Annotated in this window: 13 protein-coding genes, 1 tRNA gene and 2 pseudogenes; 13 read left to right on the forward strand and 3 right to left on the reverse strand. The window is 58.9% G+C overall.

Annotated features, from left to right (window positions below; translation table 11 throughout):
- Nucleotides 1-87: 87 nt before the first annotated feature.
- The 9 genes and pseudogenes from BFE01S_RS03350 to BFE01S_RS03390 all read left to right on the forward strand — a co-directional run.
- Nucleotides 88-567 (forward strand): annotated as a pseudogene (locus BFE01S_RS03350) (formaldehyde dehydrogenase, glutathione-independent); the annotation flags it as partial.
- A gap of 60 nt (nucleotides 568-627) precedes the next feature.
- A complete protein-coding gene (locus BFE01S_RS03355) occupies nucleotides 628-1704 on the forward strand; it encodes an aromatic ring-hydroxylating dioxygenase subunit alpha (protein WP_042337157.1) in 1077 nt (358 codons plus the stop codon).
- 5 nt (nucleotides 1705-1709) lie between these two features.
- Nucleotides 1710-2663 carry a PDR/VanB family oxidoreductase gene (locus tag BFE01S_RS03360; RefSeq protein ID WP_028224387.1) on the forward strand — a complete coding sequence of 318 codons (954 nt, stop codon included), beginning with the start codon at nucleotides 1710-1712 and terminating at the stop codon, nucleotides 2661-2663.
- 93 nt (nucleotides 2664-2756) lie between these two features.
- Nucleotides 2757-4073 carry an MFS transporter gene (locus BFE01S_RS03365; protein WP_028224388.1) on the forward strand — a complete coding sequence of 439 codons (1317 nt, stop codon included), beginning with the start codon at nucleotides 2757-2759 and terminating at the stop codon, nucleotides 4071-4073.
- 86 nt (nucleotides 4074-4159) lie between these two features.
- A complete protein-coding gene (locus BFE01S_RS03370) occupies nucleotides 4160-5290 on the forward strand; it encodes a porin (RefSeq protein WP_028224389.1) in 1131 nt (376 codons plus the stop codon).
- An 82-nt stretch (nucleotides 5291-5372) separates the two neighbouring features.
- Nucleotides 5373-6017, forward strand: a complete 645-nt coding sequence (leuD, locus tag BFE01S_RS03375; protein WP_028224390.1) for a 3-isopropylmalate dehydratase small subunit — start codon at nucleotides 5373-5375, stop codon at nucleotides 6015-6017.
- A 111-nt stretch (nucleotides 6018-6128) separates the two neighbouring features.
- A complete protein-coding gene (locus tag BFE01S_RS03380; protein ID WP_028224391.1) occupies nucleotides 6129-7256 on the forward strand; it encodes a methyl-accepting chemotaxis protein in 1128 nt (375 codons plus the stop codon).
- Nucleotides 7257-7562: 306 nt separating this feature from the next.
- Nucleotides 7563-9050 carry an aldehyde dehydrogenase gene (locus tag BFE01S_RS03385; protein WP_028224392.1) on the forward strand — a complete coding sequence of 496 codons (1488 nt, stop codon included), beginning with the start codon at nucleotides 7563-7565 and terminating at the stop codon, nucleotides 9048-9050.
- Between the two features lie 51 nt (nucleotides 9051-9101).
- Nucleotides 9102-10565, forward strand: coding sequence for a carotenoid oxygenase family protein (locus BFE01S_RS03390; RefSeq protein WP_028224393.1), 1464 nt, complete (start codon nucleotides 9102-9104; stop codon nucleotides 10563-10565).
- Nucleotides 10566-10615: 50 nt separating this feature from the next.
- Here BFE01S_RS03390 and BFE01S_RS03395 read toward each other — a convergent pair whose 3' ends face one another.
- Complete coding sequence (locus tag BFE01S_RS03395; protein WP_028224394.1) at nucleotides 10616-11626, reverse strand: helix-turn-helix domain-containing protein; 1011 nt, start codon at nucleotides 11624-11626, stop codon at nucleotides 10616-10618.
- Between the two features lie 346 nt (nucleotides 11627-11972).
- Here BFE01S_RS03395 and BFE01S_RS03400 point away from each other — a divergent pair, with 346 nt between their 5' ends.
- Nucleotides 11973-12980, forward strand: a complete 1008-nt coding sequence (locus BFE01S_RS03400) for a SphA family protein (RefSeq protein WP_028224395.1) — start codon at nucleotides 11973-11975, stop codon at nucleotides 12978-12980.
- A 31-nt stretch (nucleotides 12981-13011) separates the two neighbouring features.
- Here the strand turns inward: BFE01S_RS03400 and BFE01S_RS03405 are convergent.
- Nucleotides 13012-13254, reverse strand: a pseudogene (locus tag BFE01S_RS03405) (IS5/IS1182 family transposase); the annotation flags it as partial.
- A 304-nt stretch (nucleotides 13255-13558) separates the two neighbouring features.
- Here BFE01S_RS03405 and BFE01S_RS03410 point away from each other — a divergent pair.
- Nucleotides 13559-14176, forward strand: a complete 618-nt coding sequence (locus BFE01S_RS03410) for a 2-hydroxychromene-2-carboxylate isomerase (protein WP_028224397.1) — start codon at nucleotides 13559-13561, stop codon at nucleotides 14174-14176.
- Between the two features lie 104 nt (nucleotides 14177-14280).
- Here BFE01S_RS03410 and BFE01S_RS03415 read toward each other — a convergent pair whose 3' ends face one another.
- Complete coding sequence (locus tag BFE01S_RS03415; protein ID WP_028224398.1) at nucleotides 14281-15273, reverse strand: NAD(P)H-dependent flavin oxidoreductase; 993 nt, start codon at nucleotides 15271-15273, stop codon at nucleotides 14281-14283.
- A gap of 221 nt (nucleotides 15274-15494) precedes the next feature.
- Here BFE01S_RS03415 and BFE01S_RS03420 point away from each other — a divergent pair, with 221 nt between their 5' ends.
- Both BFE01S_RS03420 and BFE01S_RS03425 read left to right on the forward strand, forming a co-directional pair.
- Complete coding sequence (locus tag BFE01S_RS03420) at nucleotides 15495-16025, forward strand: PadR family transcriptional regulator (protein ID WP_028224399.1); 531 nt, start codon at nucleotides 15495-15497, stop codon at nucleotides 16023-16025.
- Nucleotides 16026-16178: 153 nt separating this feature from the next.
- Nucleotides 16179-16255 (forward strand) — tRNA-Met (locus BFE01S_RS03425).
- Nucleotides 16256-16776: the final 521 nt, after the last annotated feature.

Consider the following 16776-nt stretch of genomic DNA (forward strand, 5'->3'; position numbering starts at 1 on the left):
GGCGGGGCGTTCGCGTTCAGACATCGCTAAACCAAGCTGAAAAATGTTGGAGACAAGCATGGATGCAAATCGAGGAGTCGTCTATATGCGTCGTTGACCGAGCAGATTGTCGAACTGCTCGGGACGCCGGAGGTCGACTGCGCGATTGACTGCGTCGGTTTCGAAGCTCGAGGCCACGGGCACACGGGCTCGCGCTCGGAAGCGCCCGCCGCCGTGCTCAATTCCTTGATGGAGATCACCCGTGCTGCCGGTTCTATCGGTATCCCCGGTCTCTATGTGACCGACGACCCGGGCGCGACCGGCCAGGCTGCGCGTGCGGGCAGCCTGTCACTGCGGCTCGGGCTTGGCTGGGCAAAATCGCACAGCTTTTTCACCGGCCAGACCCCGGTCACGAAGTACCAACGTAATCTCATGCAGGCCATCCTTTGGGACCGAATCAAGATTGCCGATCTCGTCAATGTGACCGTGATCTCGCTCGATGATGCGCCGAGCGCCTACGCTGAGTTTGATTCCGGCGTTCCGAAGAAATTTGTAATTGACCCGCACGACATCCTGGTGAGCCAGTAGGGCGGAGTCTGGCAGTTTGATAGCTCGAATGAAGAGCGATAGTAAGTGAGGAGACGAAGTATGTTCCCGATGAACGCATGGTATGTGGCAGGCTGGGACCACGAAATTGGACGCCAGCTCACGTCCAGGAAGGTATGCGGCATCCCGATTGTGGTCTACCGGAAGGTGGACGGCTCAGCAGCGGCGCTCGAGGATGCCTGCTGGCATCGCTTGCTGCCCCTTTCCCTTGGCACGCTGAACGGCGACGATGTCGTGTGCGGTTACCACGGGCTCGTTTTCGCACCGGACGGCCGATGCGTGCAAATGCCGTCGCAGGAAACGCTCAATCCTTCGGCGTGCGTGCGGTCATTTCCCGTTGTCGAGCGTCATCGCTTTGTATGGGTGTGGATGGGCGACCCGTTGGAGGCCGATGAGACGCTCATCCCGGATCTCTTTCAGAACGATAGCGTGGAATGGGCGGGAGACGGCGGCACGACTCACCTGCAGTGCGACTATCGCTTGCTCATCGACAATCTCATGGACCTCACCCATGAGACCTTCGTGCACCACAGCAGTATAGGCAATCGTGCGGTAGCCGAGGCGCCGTTTACCGTCTCGCGCACTGAAAAGACCGTGGACGTGACGCGGTGGATGGTGAATATCGAACCGCCGCCCTTCTTCAAGAAGCATCTGGGCAAGGAGGGGCTGGTCGACCGGTGGCAACACATCACCTTCCACGCACCGAGCACCGTCACGATTGACGTCGGCGTCGCACTTACCGGCACCGGCGCTCCGGAAGGCGATCGCAGCCAGGGCATTACGGGCTTCGTGATTCACGTGAGTACGCCGGAAACCGAGACGTCCTGTATTTACTACTGGGCGATCGTGCGCAATTACAAGCTTGCCAGCCAGCGCCTGACAACAGAATGGCGGGAGGCAGTCCGCTCGATTTTTGCCGAGGACAAAGCGATTCTGGAAGCGCAGCAGGCAGCTGTCTCGCGCTATCCCGACCGCGAGTTTTATCCGCTCAACATTGACGGTGGCGCAATCCTGGCTCGTCGGTACATCGATCAGATGGTTGAGCGTGAGCGCGGTGGTTGTGCCGGAAAGAGTCCGGTGATTCCGATTGTCTCTGTCGGCACGCACGCGAAGGGGTAAGCAACATGAAATTTGGACAGAGCGTGCGTATCGGCCGAATCGAAAACGTCTGCGAGGACGTGCGGCTCTTCGAACTGGATTTTGGCGGGCCGTTCACATTCCAGCCGGGCAGTCACATTGATGTCCGTTGCCGTGTCGGCGAGGGCATTCAGTCACGGTCGTATTCCCTCATTGGGCTGGCGAACGGAGGAAGCAAAGGGCTTATCGCCGTCCGTCGGGTCGAGCCGTCGCGAGGCGGGTCGGCCTTCATGTGGCGTCTCTCTGAAGGAGACGAGCTTGAGATCGACGGACCACACAATGCATTTCCGCTTTCTGCTCACGTTGTACCCCGCGTCTTCGTCGCCGGTGGCATTGGCATAACGCCTATCGTAGGGATGGTAGAAGCATCTCTCGCGGCAGGATCCAGATTCCGGCTGGTCTATGCGGGGAGAGACCGCGCCTCGATGCCATTTCTCGACCGCATCGAGGAGCGGTTGGGCGGTGCGCTGGAAGTCTACGATGCCAGCAAAGGTGACATCGTATCGTTCGACCAACTGCTCAATGACCTGGACCCGAGTGCCGAGATGTATGTTTGCGGCCCTATTGGCATGTTGACAGCGGCCCGCCATTCCTGGGAGAGCAGTACCCGCAGGCGCGGCGACTTGAGATTCGAATCGTTTGCCAATGGTGGTGCATATCCGAACCGGTCATTCACACTCAAGGTTCCCCGCCTCGGTCTCGAGGTGAATATCGGGGCGGACGAGACTGTACTTGATGCACTCGAAGCCGCCGGCGCGGATCCGCTTTTCAATTGCAGGAAGGGTGAGTGTGGACTTTGTGCGATAGCGGTCCTTGGCTATTCGGGGGAACTCGACCACCGGGACGTCTTCTTCAGTGACGAGCAAAAGAAAGAAGGCGAGAAACTCTGCGCGTGCGTCTCGCGTATCTGCGGAGAAAGCCTCACGATTGACCTTCCCTGATTCCGTGTGGCGTGCCCCTGGACAGGCGCGCCATACGCTCTCGCCATGCAATCCCAACAATAAGCGGCTATTTGACCGCAATGGAGACAACACATGAGCACCCCCTCGGCCTCGTTGCAGGTCCATGAGGTCATCGACAATCGTCCGTTGAGCCGGCTTCAATTCTACGCAATCGCCCTGTGCATGCTGACCGCCGTTATTGATGGCTTCGACACGCAGGTCATCGGTATGCTTGCACCGGTGATTTCCCATAGTCTCGCAGTGCCTGTCAAACAGTTCGGTCCCGTTTTCAGCGCCGGACTGGTTGGGATGCTTGTCGGTGCGCTGACACTCGGACCACTCGCTGACCGATATGGACGTAGGACCATGATCGTTCTCTCGTCTGCGATCTTCGGTGCGCTTTCATTCGCTACTGCGTATGCCCAAACGTACGACCAACTCCTTGTTTTGCGCTTCGTAACGGGAATCGGGCTCGGTGGTGCTCTCCCCAACGCCATCTCACTCGCGTCGGAATATGCACCGAGGCGCCATAGTCGAACGGTTGTTTCGACGCTGATGTGCGGGATGCCGTTGGGTGCAGTGCTTGGCGGGATTATCAGTGCAACGCTGATTCCGATACATGGCTGGCAGTCGGTTTTTCTTGTCGGCGGTGCGCTGCCTCTCGTTGTTGCGCTCCTGTCGGTTTTGCTCATGCCGGAATCTCCCCGGTTTCTGGTTTTGCGAGGGGGGAAGCAAAGGCAACTGGGTGAGATCGTACGAAGAATCGCTCCGGACATCGACCCTGAAACGGTGCGTTACACGCCCACTGAGGAGGCAATCCGCGTTCCGTTACGGGACTTGTTCGCGCGAGGACATGCCGCCCAGACGTTCCTTCTTTGGGTTCCATACTTCATGAACCTGGTCGTGCTGTATTTCATCGTGAGCTGGATGCCTGCAGTTTTGGCCGATGCTCAGCATTCGGTTTCGGCGGGCATCCGGGCCGTTGCGCTTTTCAGTCTTGGCGGCGTTGCTGGCTGTCTGCTCCAGGGCCCCGCAATGAACCGCTTCGGTATGCGCAAGGTGCTCATTACCGAGCTGGTCGTCTACACAGTACTGGCCGCCGTTCTTGCCAACTTCGCGAGCAGCGTCGATGTCGTGGTGGTGGTCAGCGTACTGATGGGTGTTGCAACGCAAGGTGTACAGGCAGGGTTGAATGCTCTGGCCGCGGAGATCTATCCCATCCATATGCGTGCGACAGGAGTTGGATGTGCTGTCGGCATTGGACGAGTCGGTTCGATTTCTGGGCCACTTGTGGGCGGGCTGCTGCTTCAGATGCACTGGAGTGTCAGCGAAGTATTTCTCGCCGGCATCGTGCCGGCAGTCATCGCCACCGCTGCAATCGCACTGAACAAGAGTACGGGTAAAGGCTAACAATCATTGTTCCTGCAGGAGGACAGGAGAGAAGTCACGCCTCGAAATTTTCTGAAACCTTAAATATTATAAAATTAGGAGATCTGATGAAAAAGTTCGCTATTGCGGGATTTGCCGCATGTATCGCTGGCCCGGCGTTCGCGCAAAGCAGTGTGACTCTGTATGGGATCATCGATACGGGAGTGGAGTATGTCACTCATGCAAACGCACAGGGAGACTCAATCGTCCGTATGCCCTCGATAACCGGCGAGCTGCCCTCCCGCTGGGGCTTGCGCGGTAACGAGGACCTGGGTGGAGGACTCCAGGCTGTGTTTGTGCTTGAGAATGGGTTCAACCCGGGCAGTGGGAGTCTTGGGCAGGGAGGCAGATTGTTCGGCCGGCAGTCGTGGGTTGGCCTGAAGTCTTCTACGTGGGGTACGCTTTCATTTGGGAGGCAGTACTCAATGGCCTACTGGGGGATCCAGGAGTCTGACGTCCTGGGCCCTAACATATATGCAATTGCATCATTTGACGCCTACCTCCCGAACGCTCGCAGTGACAATTCCGTTGTCTACCTGAGCCCTACCTTCTACGGTTTCAGCTTCGGCGCGACATATTCGTTCGGGCGCGACTCGACGGGTACGGGAAATTCCCCGGGTCAAGGCACCTGCGCCGGCGGTGTCCCCGGTCAGTTCACCGATTGTCGCCAGTTGAGCGCGCGTCTGAAGTATGACGGCGGCTTTTTTGGCGCCTCTGCCGTGTACGACGAGCAGAGAGGCGGCGCAAGCGCCGCAGCGAACTTTTTTGACGGTGTGGCACCGATGCCCATTCCGAACAGCGGCGACAAGGACGCACGCATCGAAGCCAACGGCTGGACCCAGCTCGGACCCGCGCGCATAGGGGCTGGCTGGATTGCCCGCATGGTCACGGGACCCAGTGTCACGGGCGTTCGCGCAAATCTCTTCTATCTTGGCACGAGCATCCAGGCTACGCCGACGCTTATCGTTGACGGCGAAGTCTATCGGATGATTGTGTCACAGCATGACACTCGGGGCACGCTGGGCACCGTGCGACTCACGTATCTGCTGTCCAAGCGTACAGCGGTCTACGCGCAAACCTCTTACCTCGAGAACAGTGCGAAAGCGCGCTTCACGGTCAGTTCAGGAGGGGGGGGCACGACGCCCGCTGCGGGTGAGGGTCAGTTGGGTGCAATGGTCGGTATCCGGCACAGTTTCTAACGGCAACGACGGCTCGGCTGTGCAAGCAAGACTTGCTGGCCGCGCCGTTGGACCAATTCCTGCAATTGCAGGCAAATGTATCGTGGAAAAATTCAACATTCATACAGGCCTAGTCGCACCGCTAGACCGCCCAAATGTGGACACGGACGCGATCATCCCGAAGCAATTCATGAAGTCGATCAGTCGGACGGGTTTCGGGCCGCATCTCTTTGACGAATGGCGTTATCTCGACCATGGAGAGCCGGGCATCGACAATTCAACGCGTGTGATTAACCGCGATTTTGTCCTGAATCAGGAGCGATACCAGGGCGCGTCAGTTTTGCTGACACGCAGGAACTTCGGTTGTGGAAGCTCCCGGGAGCATGCTCCCTGGGCGTTGCAGCAGTTTGGATTTCGCGCACTAATCGGCGAAAGTTTTGCTGATATTTTCTTCAACAACTGTTTCAAGAATGGCCTTCTGGTGATTGTGCTTCCTGAGACGCAGGTCAATGAGCTGTTTGAAGCGACGCATGCAATCCCTGGGTTCCAGGTAACCATTGACCTGGAGGTGCAAGTGGTGAAGACCCCATCAGGACAGACGTATCAGTTTGACGTCGATGTGTTCCGAAAACATTGTCTGCTCAACGGCTATGACGAGATCGCACTCACTCTCAGACACGCCGATCTGATTCGGCAGTACGAAAAAAAGCGACTCGAGACCCAACCATGGTTAGCCAGGTCCTTGTGATGAGATGGCGGCCACAAATGCGCACAAGGTCCGTTCGGTTGGCGAACTGCTTCCTGGAAGTTCAGACTGTCGTGGCCGGATAGGTGCCACGAGTTCGACGGGGATACGAAGATGAAAAATACTATAACAATCAAACTCAGACTGCTCTTCGCGTTCGGCGCATCAGCGATACTGGCCGCTACGGCGTCGTCGTTGACTGCTGTCGAGCTGTTCCACAGGGTGCAAGGCATTCGCCGGAGCGACGCGGTGTTGCTGGCGGCCATAATCTCAGGCGTGGCAGCGACAGTTGGATCGTTCTATTCGGCACTTTATTTCCAGCGGCTCGTTTGCGGAGGTTTGAACCGCATGCGCGAGCGATTTGAGGATATTACCGAAACTCTCGATTTGTCTCAGCGATCGAAGAGTCCCCGATTGGACGAGTTCGGAGTCGGTGCGGTTGCATTCGACAGACTCATGCAACGATTCGAATCAACCATATCCTCCGTACGGGCTTCCGCTGACGTCGTGGCAAGGTCTACCGCCGAGATTGCGGCCGGAAATATCGAGCTTTCTGCCCGAACCGAAGAACAGGCTGCATCACTCCAGGAGACCGCATCGAGCATGACCCGTTTGGCGGAAACGGTCAACGAGAATGCGGACAGTGCGCGGGAAGCGACGGTGCTGGCCGCGAACGCCGCTGACGTTGCGACCACCGGGAATGATATGGTCGCCGCGATGGTAGAAACGATGGGGAATGTCAGTGAGAGCTCGACGCGAATTTCGCAGATTACCGGCCTGATTGAGGAGCTTGCCTTCCAGACGAACATCCTCGCGCTCAATGCTGCAGTTGAGGCGGCACGAGCAGGAGAACAGGGAAGAGGGTTTGCCGTTGTAGCGGGAGAGGTCCGCAGTCTCGCGCAGCGCTCCGCTGCTGCAGCTAAGGAAATCAAATCGGTGATTTCGGATTCTGTGTCCGGTATCGAAAAAGGCTTCCAGCGAATGGTCGAGGTGAGTAGTGTCATGGCCGAAATCAGGAAGGCGGTTGGCCGGGTATCTGAAATTGTCAGCGACATCGCCGGTGCTTCCGAGGATCAAAGGCGCGGTATTGACCAGGTGAGCCGGGCAGTTACGCAGATGGACGTCGTTACCCAACAGAACGCAGCGCTCGTCGAACAGGCGGCGGCAGCGGCCGCATCTTTGGACGAACAGGCTCTAAAGCTTAAGGCAGAGATCGCGTTGTTCACCCACGCTGAATGCTAGAACAATGCGCAAATGTCCCGCCAGGGGAGCGTCTGCCGCCTTTGCGGGTATCGCCTCCTGACGGTTGCCGAGAGCAAAGTGGTTCCTGGCATTAGTGAAAGTTCTCTCGCGCCAGCGCCATTGGGATAGTTGGCAATAGACTGCGTTCCCGGATTCAGACGCTGAAAGCGCGGCTCCTGGTCGTCCCCGCGTTTTGTTCTGCCCACAGGTATCTGGAGTCTCGCCGGGATAAGTGCATGTCACGGTCAGGCAAGACTCCCCCCGTTGCGCCGGCTAACCTCCAGTCAATACTCAAGGAGGCTGACCATGACGGCGACAGACCAGTTTAATTTCGAGCGGGAACTTTCCGAAAATCTCCGGACGCGCTTTTACATCAACGGGGAGTGGGCTCAACCAAAAAGTGCACAAGAGCTCGAGCTTGTTTCACCCATTAGCGAAGAAGTCCTCTTCCGCTTGCCCGCCGCTACCGCCGAAGACGTTGATGCGGCCGTCAGGGCTGCACGGAGCGCCTTCGATAGCGGTCCATGGGCTGCGACAGCGCCGTCCGCCAGAGCAGCAGCACTGCGCAGAATTGCCGCTGAGATGAAGAAGCGCCTTCCGCTCTTCGCCAGAGTGTGGACCGCACAGGTCGGCGCCCCCAGCTGGTTCGCGGAACGCTTTACCGGCCTCGCTGCTGCATATTTCGACTATTACGCCGATCTGATTTCCGAGTCCACGTTCGAGTCCGAGCGCGCGATCAGCACCGGGCGCGTGAAGGTCATTCGCGAGCCCGTCGGCGTCTGCGCGCTGATTGTTCCCTGGAACGCCCCCCTCGTACTGCTTACCCAGAAACTGGCAGCTGCTTTGGCGGCGGGTTGCACGGTCGTGGCGAAGCCGAGCCCCGAGACGCCTCTGGACGCCCAGGTCCTGGCGGAATGCGTTGCGCATGCCGGGCTTCCTGATGGCGTTTTCAACGTCGTGCCAGCGGGGCGCGAGGTCGGCGACTGGCTGATTCGTCAGCCGATGATCGACAAGGTGAGCTTTACCGGGTCGACTGCGGCAGGCAAGCATATCGCGCAGGTTTGTTCGGACCGCCTCGCGCGGGTCAGTCTTGAACTCGGTGGTAAGTCGGCGGCTGTCATATGCGATGACGCTGACCTCGATGCTTGGATTGCGAATGTCGCGCCGTTCACGATGCCGTTTAGTGGGCAGATCTGCTTTTCGCAAACCCGCATCCTTGTCCCGCGCAAGCGTCACGATGAATTCGTTGATGCCTATACGACGGCGACTCAACGAATGAAGGTCGGCAATCCCTGGGAGCCCGATACCATCATCGGCCCCGTCGCCACCGCGAACCAGTATCGCCGCGTGATGGATTTTATTGACATCGCGAAGCGGGAAGGTGCGAACACCGTGCTCGGCGGCGCTCGCGCGTCGGGCCATGAGCGAGGCTACTTCGTGGCACCGACCGTCTTCGACAATGTCCGCAGCGATATGACAATCGCCCGGGAAGAGGTGTTTGGACCCGTCGTTTCCATCATCGACCACGATGGAGACGACGATGCGGTCCGCATCGCCAACGACAGCAACTACGGCCTCAGCGGCACCGTTTTTTCGAATGACGTTGAACGGGCGGAGCGAATCGCGCGACGCATCCGTACAGGAAATCTGACCGTCAACGGCCTCCAGCTCGACCCGTCGGTTCCGTTTGGTGGATACAAGCAGTCAGGTGTTGGCCGCGAGGGCGGTCCCGAAGGCCTGGCCACGTTCACCGAGACCAAGGCGATCTATCTGCCGGCTGACTCTTTGAAGTAAATCGGCGGCAGTAACGCAGACCTTGAAAACCGCTAAATACGGAGATAAAACATGTGGAGCAAAAGCAATCCGTTCCTGAACGGACCGTTTGAGCCGTTGACCCAGGAATATACGGACGACACACCTCTTGTCATCGGGTCTATCCCGGCGGAGCTGAGCGGCGCACTGTATCGCACCGGCAATTCCCAGTACTTCAAGCCGCTCAACCCGGACCGTACGCACTGGTTTGACGGAGACGGCATGACCCATGCATTCTTTCTGCACGGCGGTGCAGCGCGGTATGCCTGTAAATGGGTGAAAACCGAAGGTCTGGCGGTGGAGCAGAAGGCAGGGCGTGCGCTCTACAACGGGCTGTACGGTGTATCGAATGTCGCGCAAGGCGAGCTGCCGCCCGGGGCGCCAGCGATCAAGACCGTCGCTGGTATCAATGTCATCCCGCTGGCTGGCAAGGTACTGGCGCTCCATGAGCTCGGCAGCCACTACTGGGAACTCGATCCGCTGACCCTGGAGACGATCGGTACGTTCGATTTCGATGGGCGTTTCGGCGACAAACTGCTGACGGCACACCCGCACATCGATCCGTCAACCGGTGAAACACTGTTTGTCGCCCTTGACTACAAGGCTCAGACGGTGACCTGCTTTGCGGTCGACGGGAGCGGGATTGTGACGGGCGAACATACGGCAGACCTGGGCAGCCGCTCGTGGATTCACGATTTCATCTTCAGCAAGGATTGGTTTATCCTGTTCCCGAGCCCATTGTTGAGCGATGTGGCCGAAGACGGCGCCGTAGCCCAGGGCAACGGTGTGTTGTCTCTCGACCGGTCTGTCGGCACGCGGATCTTGCTGGTGAATCGGCACGACGGTTCGACGGTCACGATCAAACAGCCGAACGACTTCGAGATCACGCACTTCCTGAACGCGTATCAGGAAGGTGATGCGCTTGTCATCGACGCGTGCATCGCAGATCTGCTGCCCGTGCCGAACGTTCCGCCGGTGGGTGAGGTGTTCCCGTTCCCATTCCCCCATATCCAGGAACCGTTGTTCGGTTTTCCGCGAATGGTGCGTACGGTGGTCGACGTGCCGCGCGCGCAATCGGTCCAGCGCGCATTTGAGGGCGTGCACGGCGAATTCCTGCGGATGAACGAGGCTGTTTCGGGGGCGAAGCATCGCTTCGGCTACCTCGCGTTCGTGGACCCGCAAAAGGGTGGCCAGGGCTTCAATTCACTGGCGAAATTCGATTTCGAGACCGGCACGATGCAACTGCAGGGTGTCGAGCCGCACTATCCCATGATCCCAGGTGAGCCCGTCTTCGTGCCTCATCCACGGGCCGAAAGCGAAGACCACGGATGGGTACTGTCGGTGTGGTGGGACCCGACGCGAAACGCCTCTGAACTGGTGATTCTCGACGCGCAGGCTTTCGACCAGGAACCGGTCGCGCGGGTGAAGATCGACAACCGGATCCCGCTGGCATTTCATGGCAACTGGATTTCGCGTTCGCAGCTGAACTCCCGCTAGCCGGCCAGGAATGCATCGCGCCGTCTGCCCGAGGCGCGATGCCATTTGCCTTACTCAAGCTCGCTTACCGCTGGGCTGGCAAGGAAAGTCCGTCGATAGTCGGACGCGGTCTGTCCGAACTCATCCTTGAACGCGCGTGAAAAATGGGGCGAACTGCTGAAGCCCCACCGAAAGGCAATAGCCGTCACGCTGTTGACCGCATTTCCAGCGCAGCGGAGTTCCTCGGCGCACTTGTGAATACGTCGTTTCCATATGAACTCGCCGATGGTTTCGCCGCAAGTCCCTTTGAAGATGCGATGAATCTGGCGTACGGACATCCCGAATTCCCGGGCAATGGAAGCGGGGCCAAGCTCCGGGTCCGCGAGATGTCGTTCGATATACTCCTTCACCGTCCGACGTTGCGTTTCCACGAATTGCAAGGCGCGAGGAAAGCGGACGCGACATGCGTCTGAAAACAGTATCCTCAGGTTATCGACTGACGTCATTGCGACGGCCTCATCGACGTGTTCCAGTTCCCTGAACAGCGACGTGACGAGGTCCGAGAAAATGCGTGCCGACCCGGACGTTCCCAAGGACTCAAAGGTCGGATATGCCAACGGGTCCTGCGCTCTCGCAGGTCCAAGCCCCGGGAGATTAATAAAAATCAGCTCCGTGGGCTGATCGCTGCTGATTGCGAATGGCCGGCGCGCATCGAAAATGGTCCATTCGCTTGCGGAAAGCGCGACCTGAGAGGTGCCGTCACCGAGAAGGCTCCCGCCGCGGGTCTGCAGCGCGACGTAAAGTGGAGATAGTTCATCCCCCAGTGTTGGCTGGCCACGATAGGTTGATGGTGTGGCCGCTACCCGGGCAAAGCGCGCGGCACCCACCTTGCCGCAGGTTATCGAACCTTCAAACGCGGTCGGGCCGATCGGTTTGAACGTGCAGGCCTGTTGACATCCTTGCGTATGCGAACTTCCCGCAAGCAGCCTGCTGATGAGATCCGGCCATACCCGCATTGCAGTCAACGAAGTGGCCTGCTGAATCTCATGTCTCAGTAGGGTACTGATGCGCTTCTCCTGCACGTTCTGGGCTGCCGGTGCGCACCAAGGCGCGATTATTTGATTTTCGGCAGTTTTTGGAGAAGGTGCGAGGCGGATTATCCCTTACCCGGCCATTCGGCTCTCGCGTCACATTCGACATTTCGCTTCACGAAGTCAATCCCACCTTTAAGCCGCTAACTCGCGATGCTAATCATGATGCAAATCGCAGAGTCAAGCCCGTTCGTCACGGACAGGCATCTCCTTGTCACTGGCGGGTAAGACGCGACTAATTGCGCTTCTTACACTCCTATCCATGGGGCTCCCGACGCGCCGAAGAGCTTCCCTGGAAGATCAACAGAATTCTCATAACCACCTTGGAGACTAAAAAATGAGACGACCCCTCCGCAACTGGGGCCTCGCCGCTTCCAAACTTCTCGTTGCGCTTGCGGCCAGCGCGCAGTTCGATGCCCATGCAGTCTTGCCGACGGTTACGCTTCCGAGCGGACTGGATCTGGGAAGCACCTCATTCCTTGACGGCTTCGGTGGGAGCCCCGGCGACCTGGCAGTGCAAAGCTATTTCACTATCACACATGCCAACGCGTACAAGACCAGCAACGGGGCGAATTCACCTCTCTTCAACGATCCGCAGTTGAATGTACAAACGCTGGTGGAGCAGGTTCTATACGAGCTTCCCACGGCTACAACGATTTTCGGCGGCCACCCAGGTATTGACGTCATCCTGCCCCTTGTGAATATGAATCCGTCGTTCACTCCGCCCCCGCCCTATCCCGGAGTTACACCAACGACCAGCCATGCGGGGCTTGGCGATATGAATCTGGGCGTCCTGCTGCAATGGGACCCGGTGATGGTCGATGGTCACCCCGTGTTTGTGAGCCGCGCAGAGGTATACGGCGCGCTCCCGACCGGCAGGTATGATCCGTCTGCCGACCTCAATCCGGGCAATCATTTCTGGGGGGTAGGCATTACGGGATCGTTCACTTTCCTGCTGGGACCGAATTTCGAGATCAGCTTGCGACCGCATTATCAATACAGCTTCAAGAATGGGGAGCCTGCAAGTAGCGCCCCGCTCGATCCGGGCATTGAGGATACGCAGGCCGGTCAAGTGTTTTACACGAACTTCGCCGCCTCGTACAAGGTAACCGATAAGCTGCGCATCGGTATAAACGGTTACTACCTTCGTCAGCTAACTGACAATCGTATAAATGGAGCAAGCGTTCCCGACTCGCGCGAGCAGGTGCTCGGTATCGGCCCGGGCCTCTTTTATGATCTCCGTAAGAGCGACAAATTCTGGCTGAATACCTACACCGAAACACTTGTACGAAACCGGTTCAGAAACTCCGCTGTGGTCAATTTGCGGTGGATTCACATGTTTTAAGAGCCCGTTTGAAAAATCAGGGATGGGCGATTCATCGTAATAACAGACTACCCATCGCGATATGGATCATGGCTTCTGACACGTCGGTGCGCTGCTCGTAGTCACGGACCAGACGACACCAGCGAACCATCCAGCCGAAGGTGCGCTCCACGGCCCAGCGTCGGGGCAACACGGCGAAGCCCGTCTGCTGTTCGTGGCGGCGCACCACCTCGACGACAAACTCAAGCGTGGCCGCCTTGTCCATCAATGCCGTGCGGTCGTATGCGCCATCGGCAATCCTTGTAAATACCAAGGTTTCAGCCGTCTCATGGAATCCGGCGGACATACTCGGTCAGTCATGAAGATAGCACGTGGCGATTTTCATAAGCGGCTCGATCGGCTGAGAGCAGTAAAACGGGATGCGGGGATGCGCGTCCGACGCTCCGGGCGCGCGCAACGCGTCATTATGTACCGCTTCAGGCGGCAGGCGGGAGATAACGTTCGAAGCGGGTGAGTGCCGGGTGGTCGTCGATTGTCGCCTGAAGGGTCTACCGGTATATTGGCCTGCGTGGCGGAGCACAATCCATGGCGGAGGCACGATGAGCGACGTGAAAGTGGAGTTTCTGTTCGACTTTGGCAGTCCTAATGCTTATCTGAGCCACAAGGTGATCGGGAAAATCGAGGCGCGCCAGGGCGCGCGTTTCGAGTATGTGCCGGTCCTGCTGGGCGGGCTCTTCAAGCTGAGCGGCAACCGCTCGCCCGCGGAGGCGTTCGCGGGCATCGAGAACAAGCGGAAGTACATGATGCTGGAGATGCGCCGCTTCATCGCGCGGCATGGACTTACCGCTTATCGCCACAATCCCCACTTTCCCGTGAACACGCTGCAACTCATGCGCGGCGCGATTGCGGCACAGCGCAACGGGACCTTCGAGCGTTACGTCGATCGCATGTTTGCGCACATGTGGGAAGACGGCCTCGAGATGGACGATCCGGCGGTGCTACATGCGACGCTCGAAGCCGATGGCTTCGACAGCGCGGCATTCGAAGCCGCTATCGGCGACCCGGAGGTGAAGGACGCACTGCTGGCCAACACTCAGGCTGCGTTCGAGCGCGGTGCGTTTGGCTCGCCTACGTTCTTCGTCGGCAATGAAATGTTCTTCGGCAAGGACCAGTTGCGCGATGTCGAAGAAGAGATCGCGCGCGTGAGGGCGCTCTAGCGACAAAGAAAAAGCCGATGCATCCATGTCTGCATCGGCTTCATGCGGCGCGGGCCGCGCGAGAGACATCCACGCAGGATGCCTCTCGCGTACGAGCGAGCGGCTTAGGCCTCGGCCGCTTGCGCCGTTGCGGGCGTTTGCGCTGTAACACCGAGCCGCACGCGCGCGGCTTCGTACTCGCGCTTCAGGCGCGCAACCAGTTCGGCCGCGGGCACGATACCCTTGACCGCGCCGATGCCCTGGCCCGAACCCCAGATGTCCTTCCACGCCTTCACGCGCGTCGAACCGAAGTTCATCTTCGAAGGATCGGAGTCGGGCAGCGCATCCGGATCGAGGCCGCTGGCCACGATGCTCTGGCGCAGATAGTTGCCGTGCACGCCGGTGAAGAGGTTCGAATACACGATGTCGCCGGCGTTGCCCTCGACGATCATCTGCTTGTATGCATCGATCGCGTTGGCCTCGTTCGTGGCGATGAACGCCGAGCCGACATAGGCGAGATCCGCACCCGCGGCTTGCGCGGCAAGGATCGCGTTGCCGTTGCCGATCGCGCCGGAGAGCAGCAGGGGTCCGTCGAACCACTCGCGGATCTCGTGGATCAGTGCGAACGGCGAGAGCGTGCCGGCATGGCCGCCCGCGCCGGCGGCGACGGCGATAAGACCATCGGCGCCTTTTTCGATCGCCTTCTTCGCGAACGTGTTGTTGATGATGTCGTGCAGCACGATGCCGCCCCAGCCATGCACGGCCTGGTTCACTTCCTCGCGCGCGCCGAGCGACGTGATCACGATCGGCACCTTGTACTGCGCGCAGATGCCGAGATCGTGCGCGAGACGATCATTCGACTTGTGCACGATCTGGTTCACGGCGAACGGCGCAGCCGGATTGTCGGGATGCTTCGCGTTGTGTTCGGCCAGCTCGGTGGTGATGCGGTCCAGCCATTCGCCGAGCACAGGCTCGGGCCGGGCGTTGAGCGCGGGGAAGGAGCCGACCACGCCGGCCTTGCACTGCGCGATGACGAGATCGGGGTTCGAAATGATGAAGAGCGGCGAGCCTACGACGGGAATCGAGAGGCCGCGACGCAGCACGGCAGGCAGGGACATCCAAATCTCCTGGAAGGGGACGGCGGCCGCGCTTTCGGGGCCGCCGCCGACGTGATCTTCGTAGCATTCATATGGCACCGAATCCGGAGCGCCCGAGGCGCCGCAAGGTTCGACAGGACTAAACATAGCAAAGCCGCGAACACTATGCAACCAGTTGCATAGTGTTCGCGCTCGGGGAATTGAGGGTCGGCATGGCGAAAGCGGTGGTTTAGAATCGCCGCATGTCCACGCCCCATGCCATCCTGATCGCCTTGCTGGAGAAGCCTTCCAGCGGCTACGACCTTGCGCGGCGCTTCGATCGCGCGATCGGCTACTTCTGGCAGGCCACGCATCAGCAGATCTACCGGGAACTGGGCCGCATGGTCGAGGCGGGGTGGGTTGCCGTGATCGAGGACGAGGCGGCGGCTGCGTCGCGAAGGAAAGTGTATTGCGTGCTGCCGGTCGGGCGCGAGGAGGTGAGCCGCTGGGTGCGCGAGACGTCGCTCGGGCCCGACGACCGTAACGTGTTTCTGCTCAAGTTGCGTGCCGATGCGGCGATCGGACCGCTTGGACTGGGCGAGGAACTGCTGCGGTTGATCGACGAGAACCAGGCGCGGCTCGATATCTATCGACAGATCGAGGAACGGGACTTCGGCGCGCCGTCGCTCACGCGCGCCCAGCAGGTGCAGTATGCGATTCTCAAGGCCGGCATACAGTCGCAGGAGACCTGGCTGGAATGGGCCGGGGACGTGCGGCCGCTGTTGGGGGTGTAGGGGGGACAATTTGATCTGGAGTCCAGATGAATAGGCTTCGGTGCGCATCCGTGTTGCCGTGCTTCGTTAGCGTTCGCACCCGGATTGGGTTGTGCGTTGAGAAAATAGTTGACGTAGTGGATGCAAGGCCCTATAATTCTTTTCTCTGACGGACGCGGGGTGGAGCAGTCTGGCAGCTCGTCGGGCTCATAACCCGAAGGTCGTAGGTTCAAATCCTACCCCCGCAACCAACACAGCCAGGCTTTTCGCCGGTTTGTGTATCCGATTGGATTGCCCTGGTTTTATCGTTGGGGCAAGCACAGGGCAAAGCGTGCAGATTCTGCGCGTAGTTGGCCCGAAACTGAAACCCGCCTTGAGCGGGTTTTTTGTTATCTGCTGATCGCGCGCGACCTTCCGCGCCGAATCTTCCCTTGGCGTTTTCGCCCTTCGCTCTTCTCCCGTGAGCGGTACTAAGCGTTCCTCCTCCTGCATGAGTCGTCGCCGGATACAACCGATCATCCGACGCGCGCTTTCGACCATTGCATGATTTTTTGCCATCTCTTTTGTCCGTGTAGGCGCGTCAGATGGCTGCTTAAATATTTTGGATACCTTATTTTTTCTGATTTATCCAATATTATCGACGACAAACCTGTTGTAGCTTTAGAGAGGCTGAATCTACTTGCAGACGACTGCCGGAGTCCCTACAGGAGACGTTGATATGACAGACGGGGAGACGTGCCCGCTTTGCCGTGTGACATATTCGGTATTCGAA

This window comes from Paraburkholderia ferrariae NBRC 106233, from assembly GCF_000685035.1.
GTDB lineage: Bacteria > Pseudomonadota > Gammaproteobacteria > Burkholderiales > Burkholderiaceae > Paraburkholderia > Paraburkholderia ferrariae.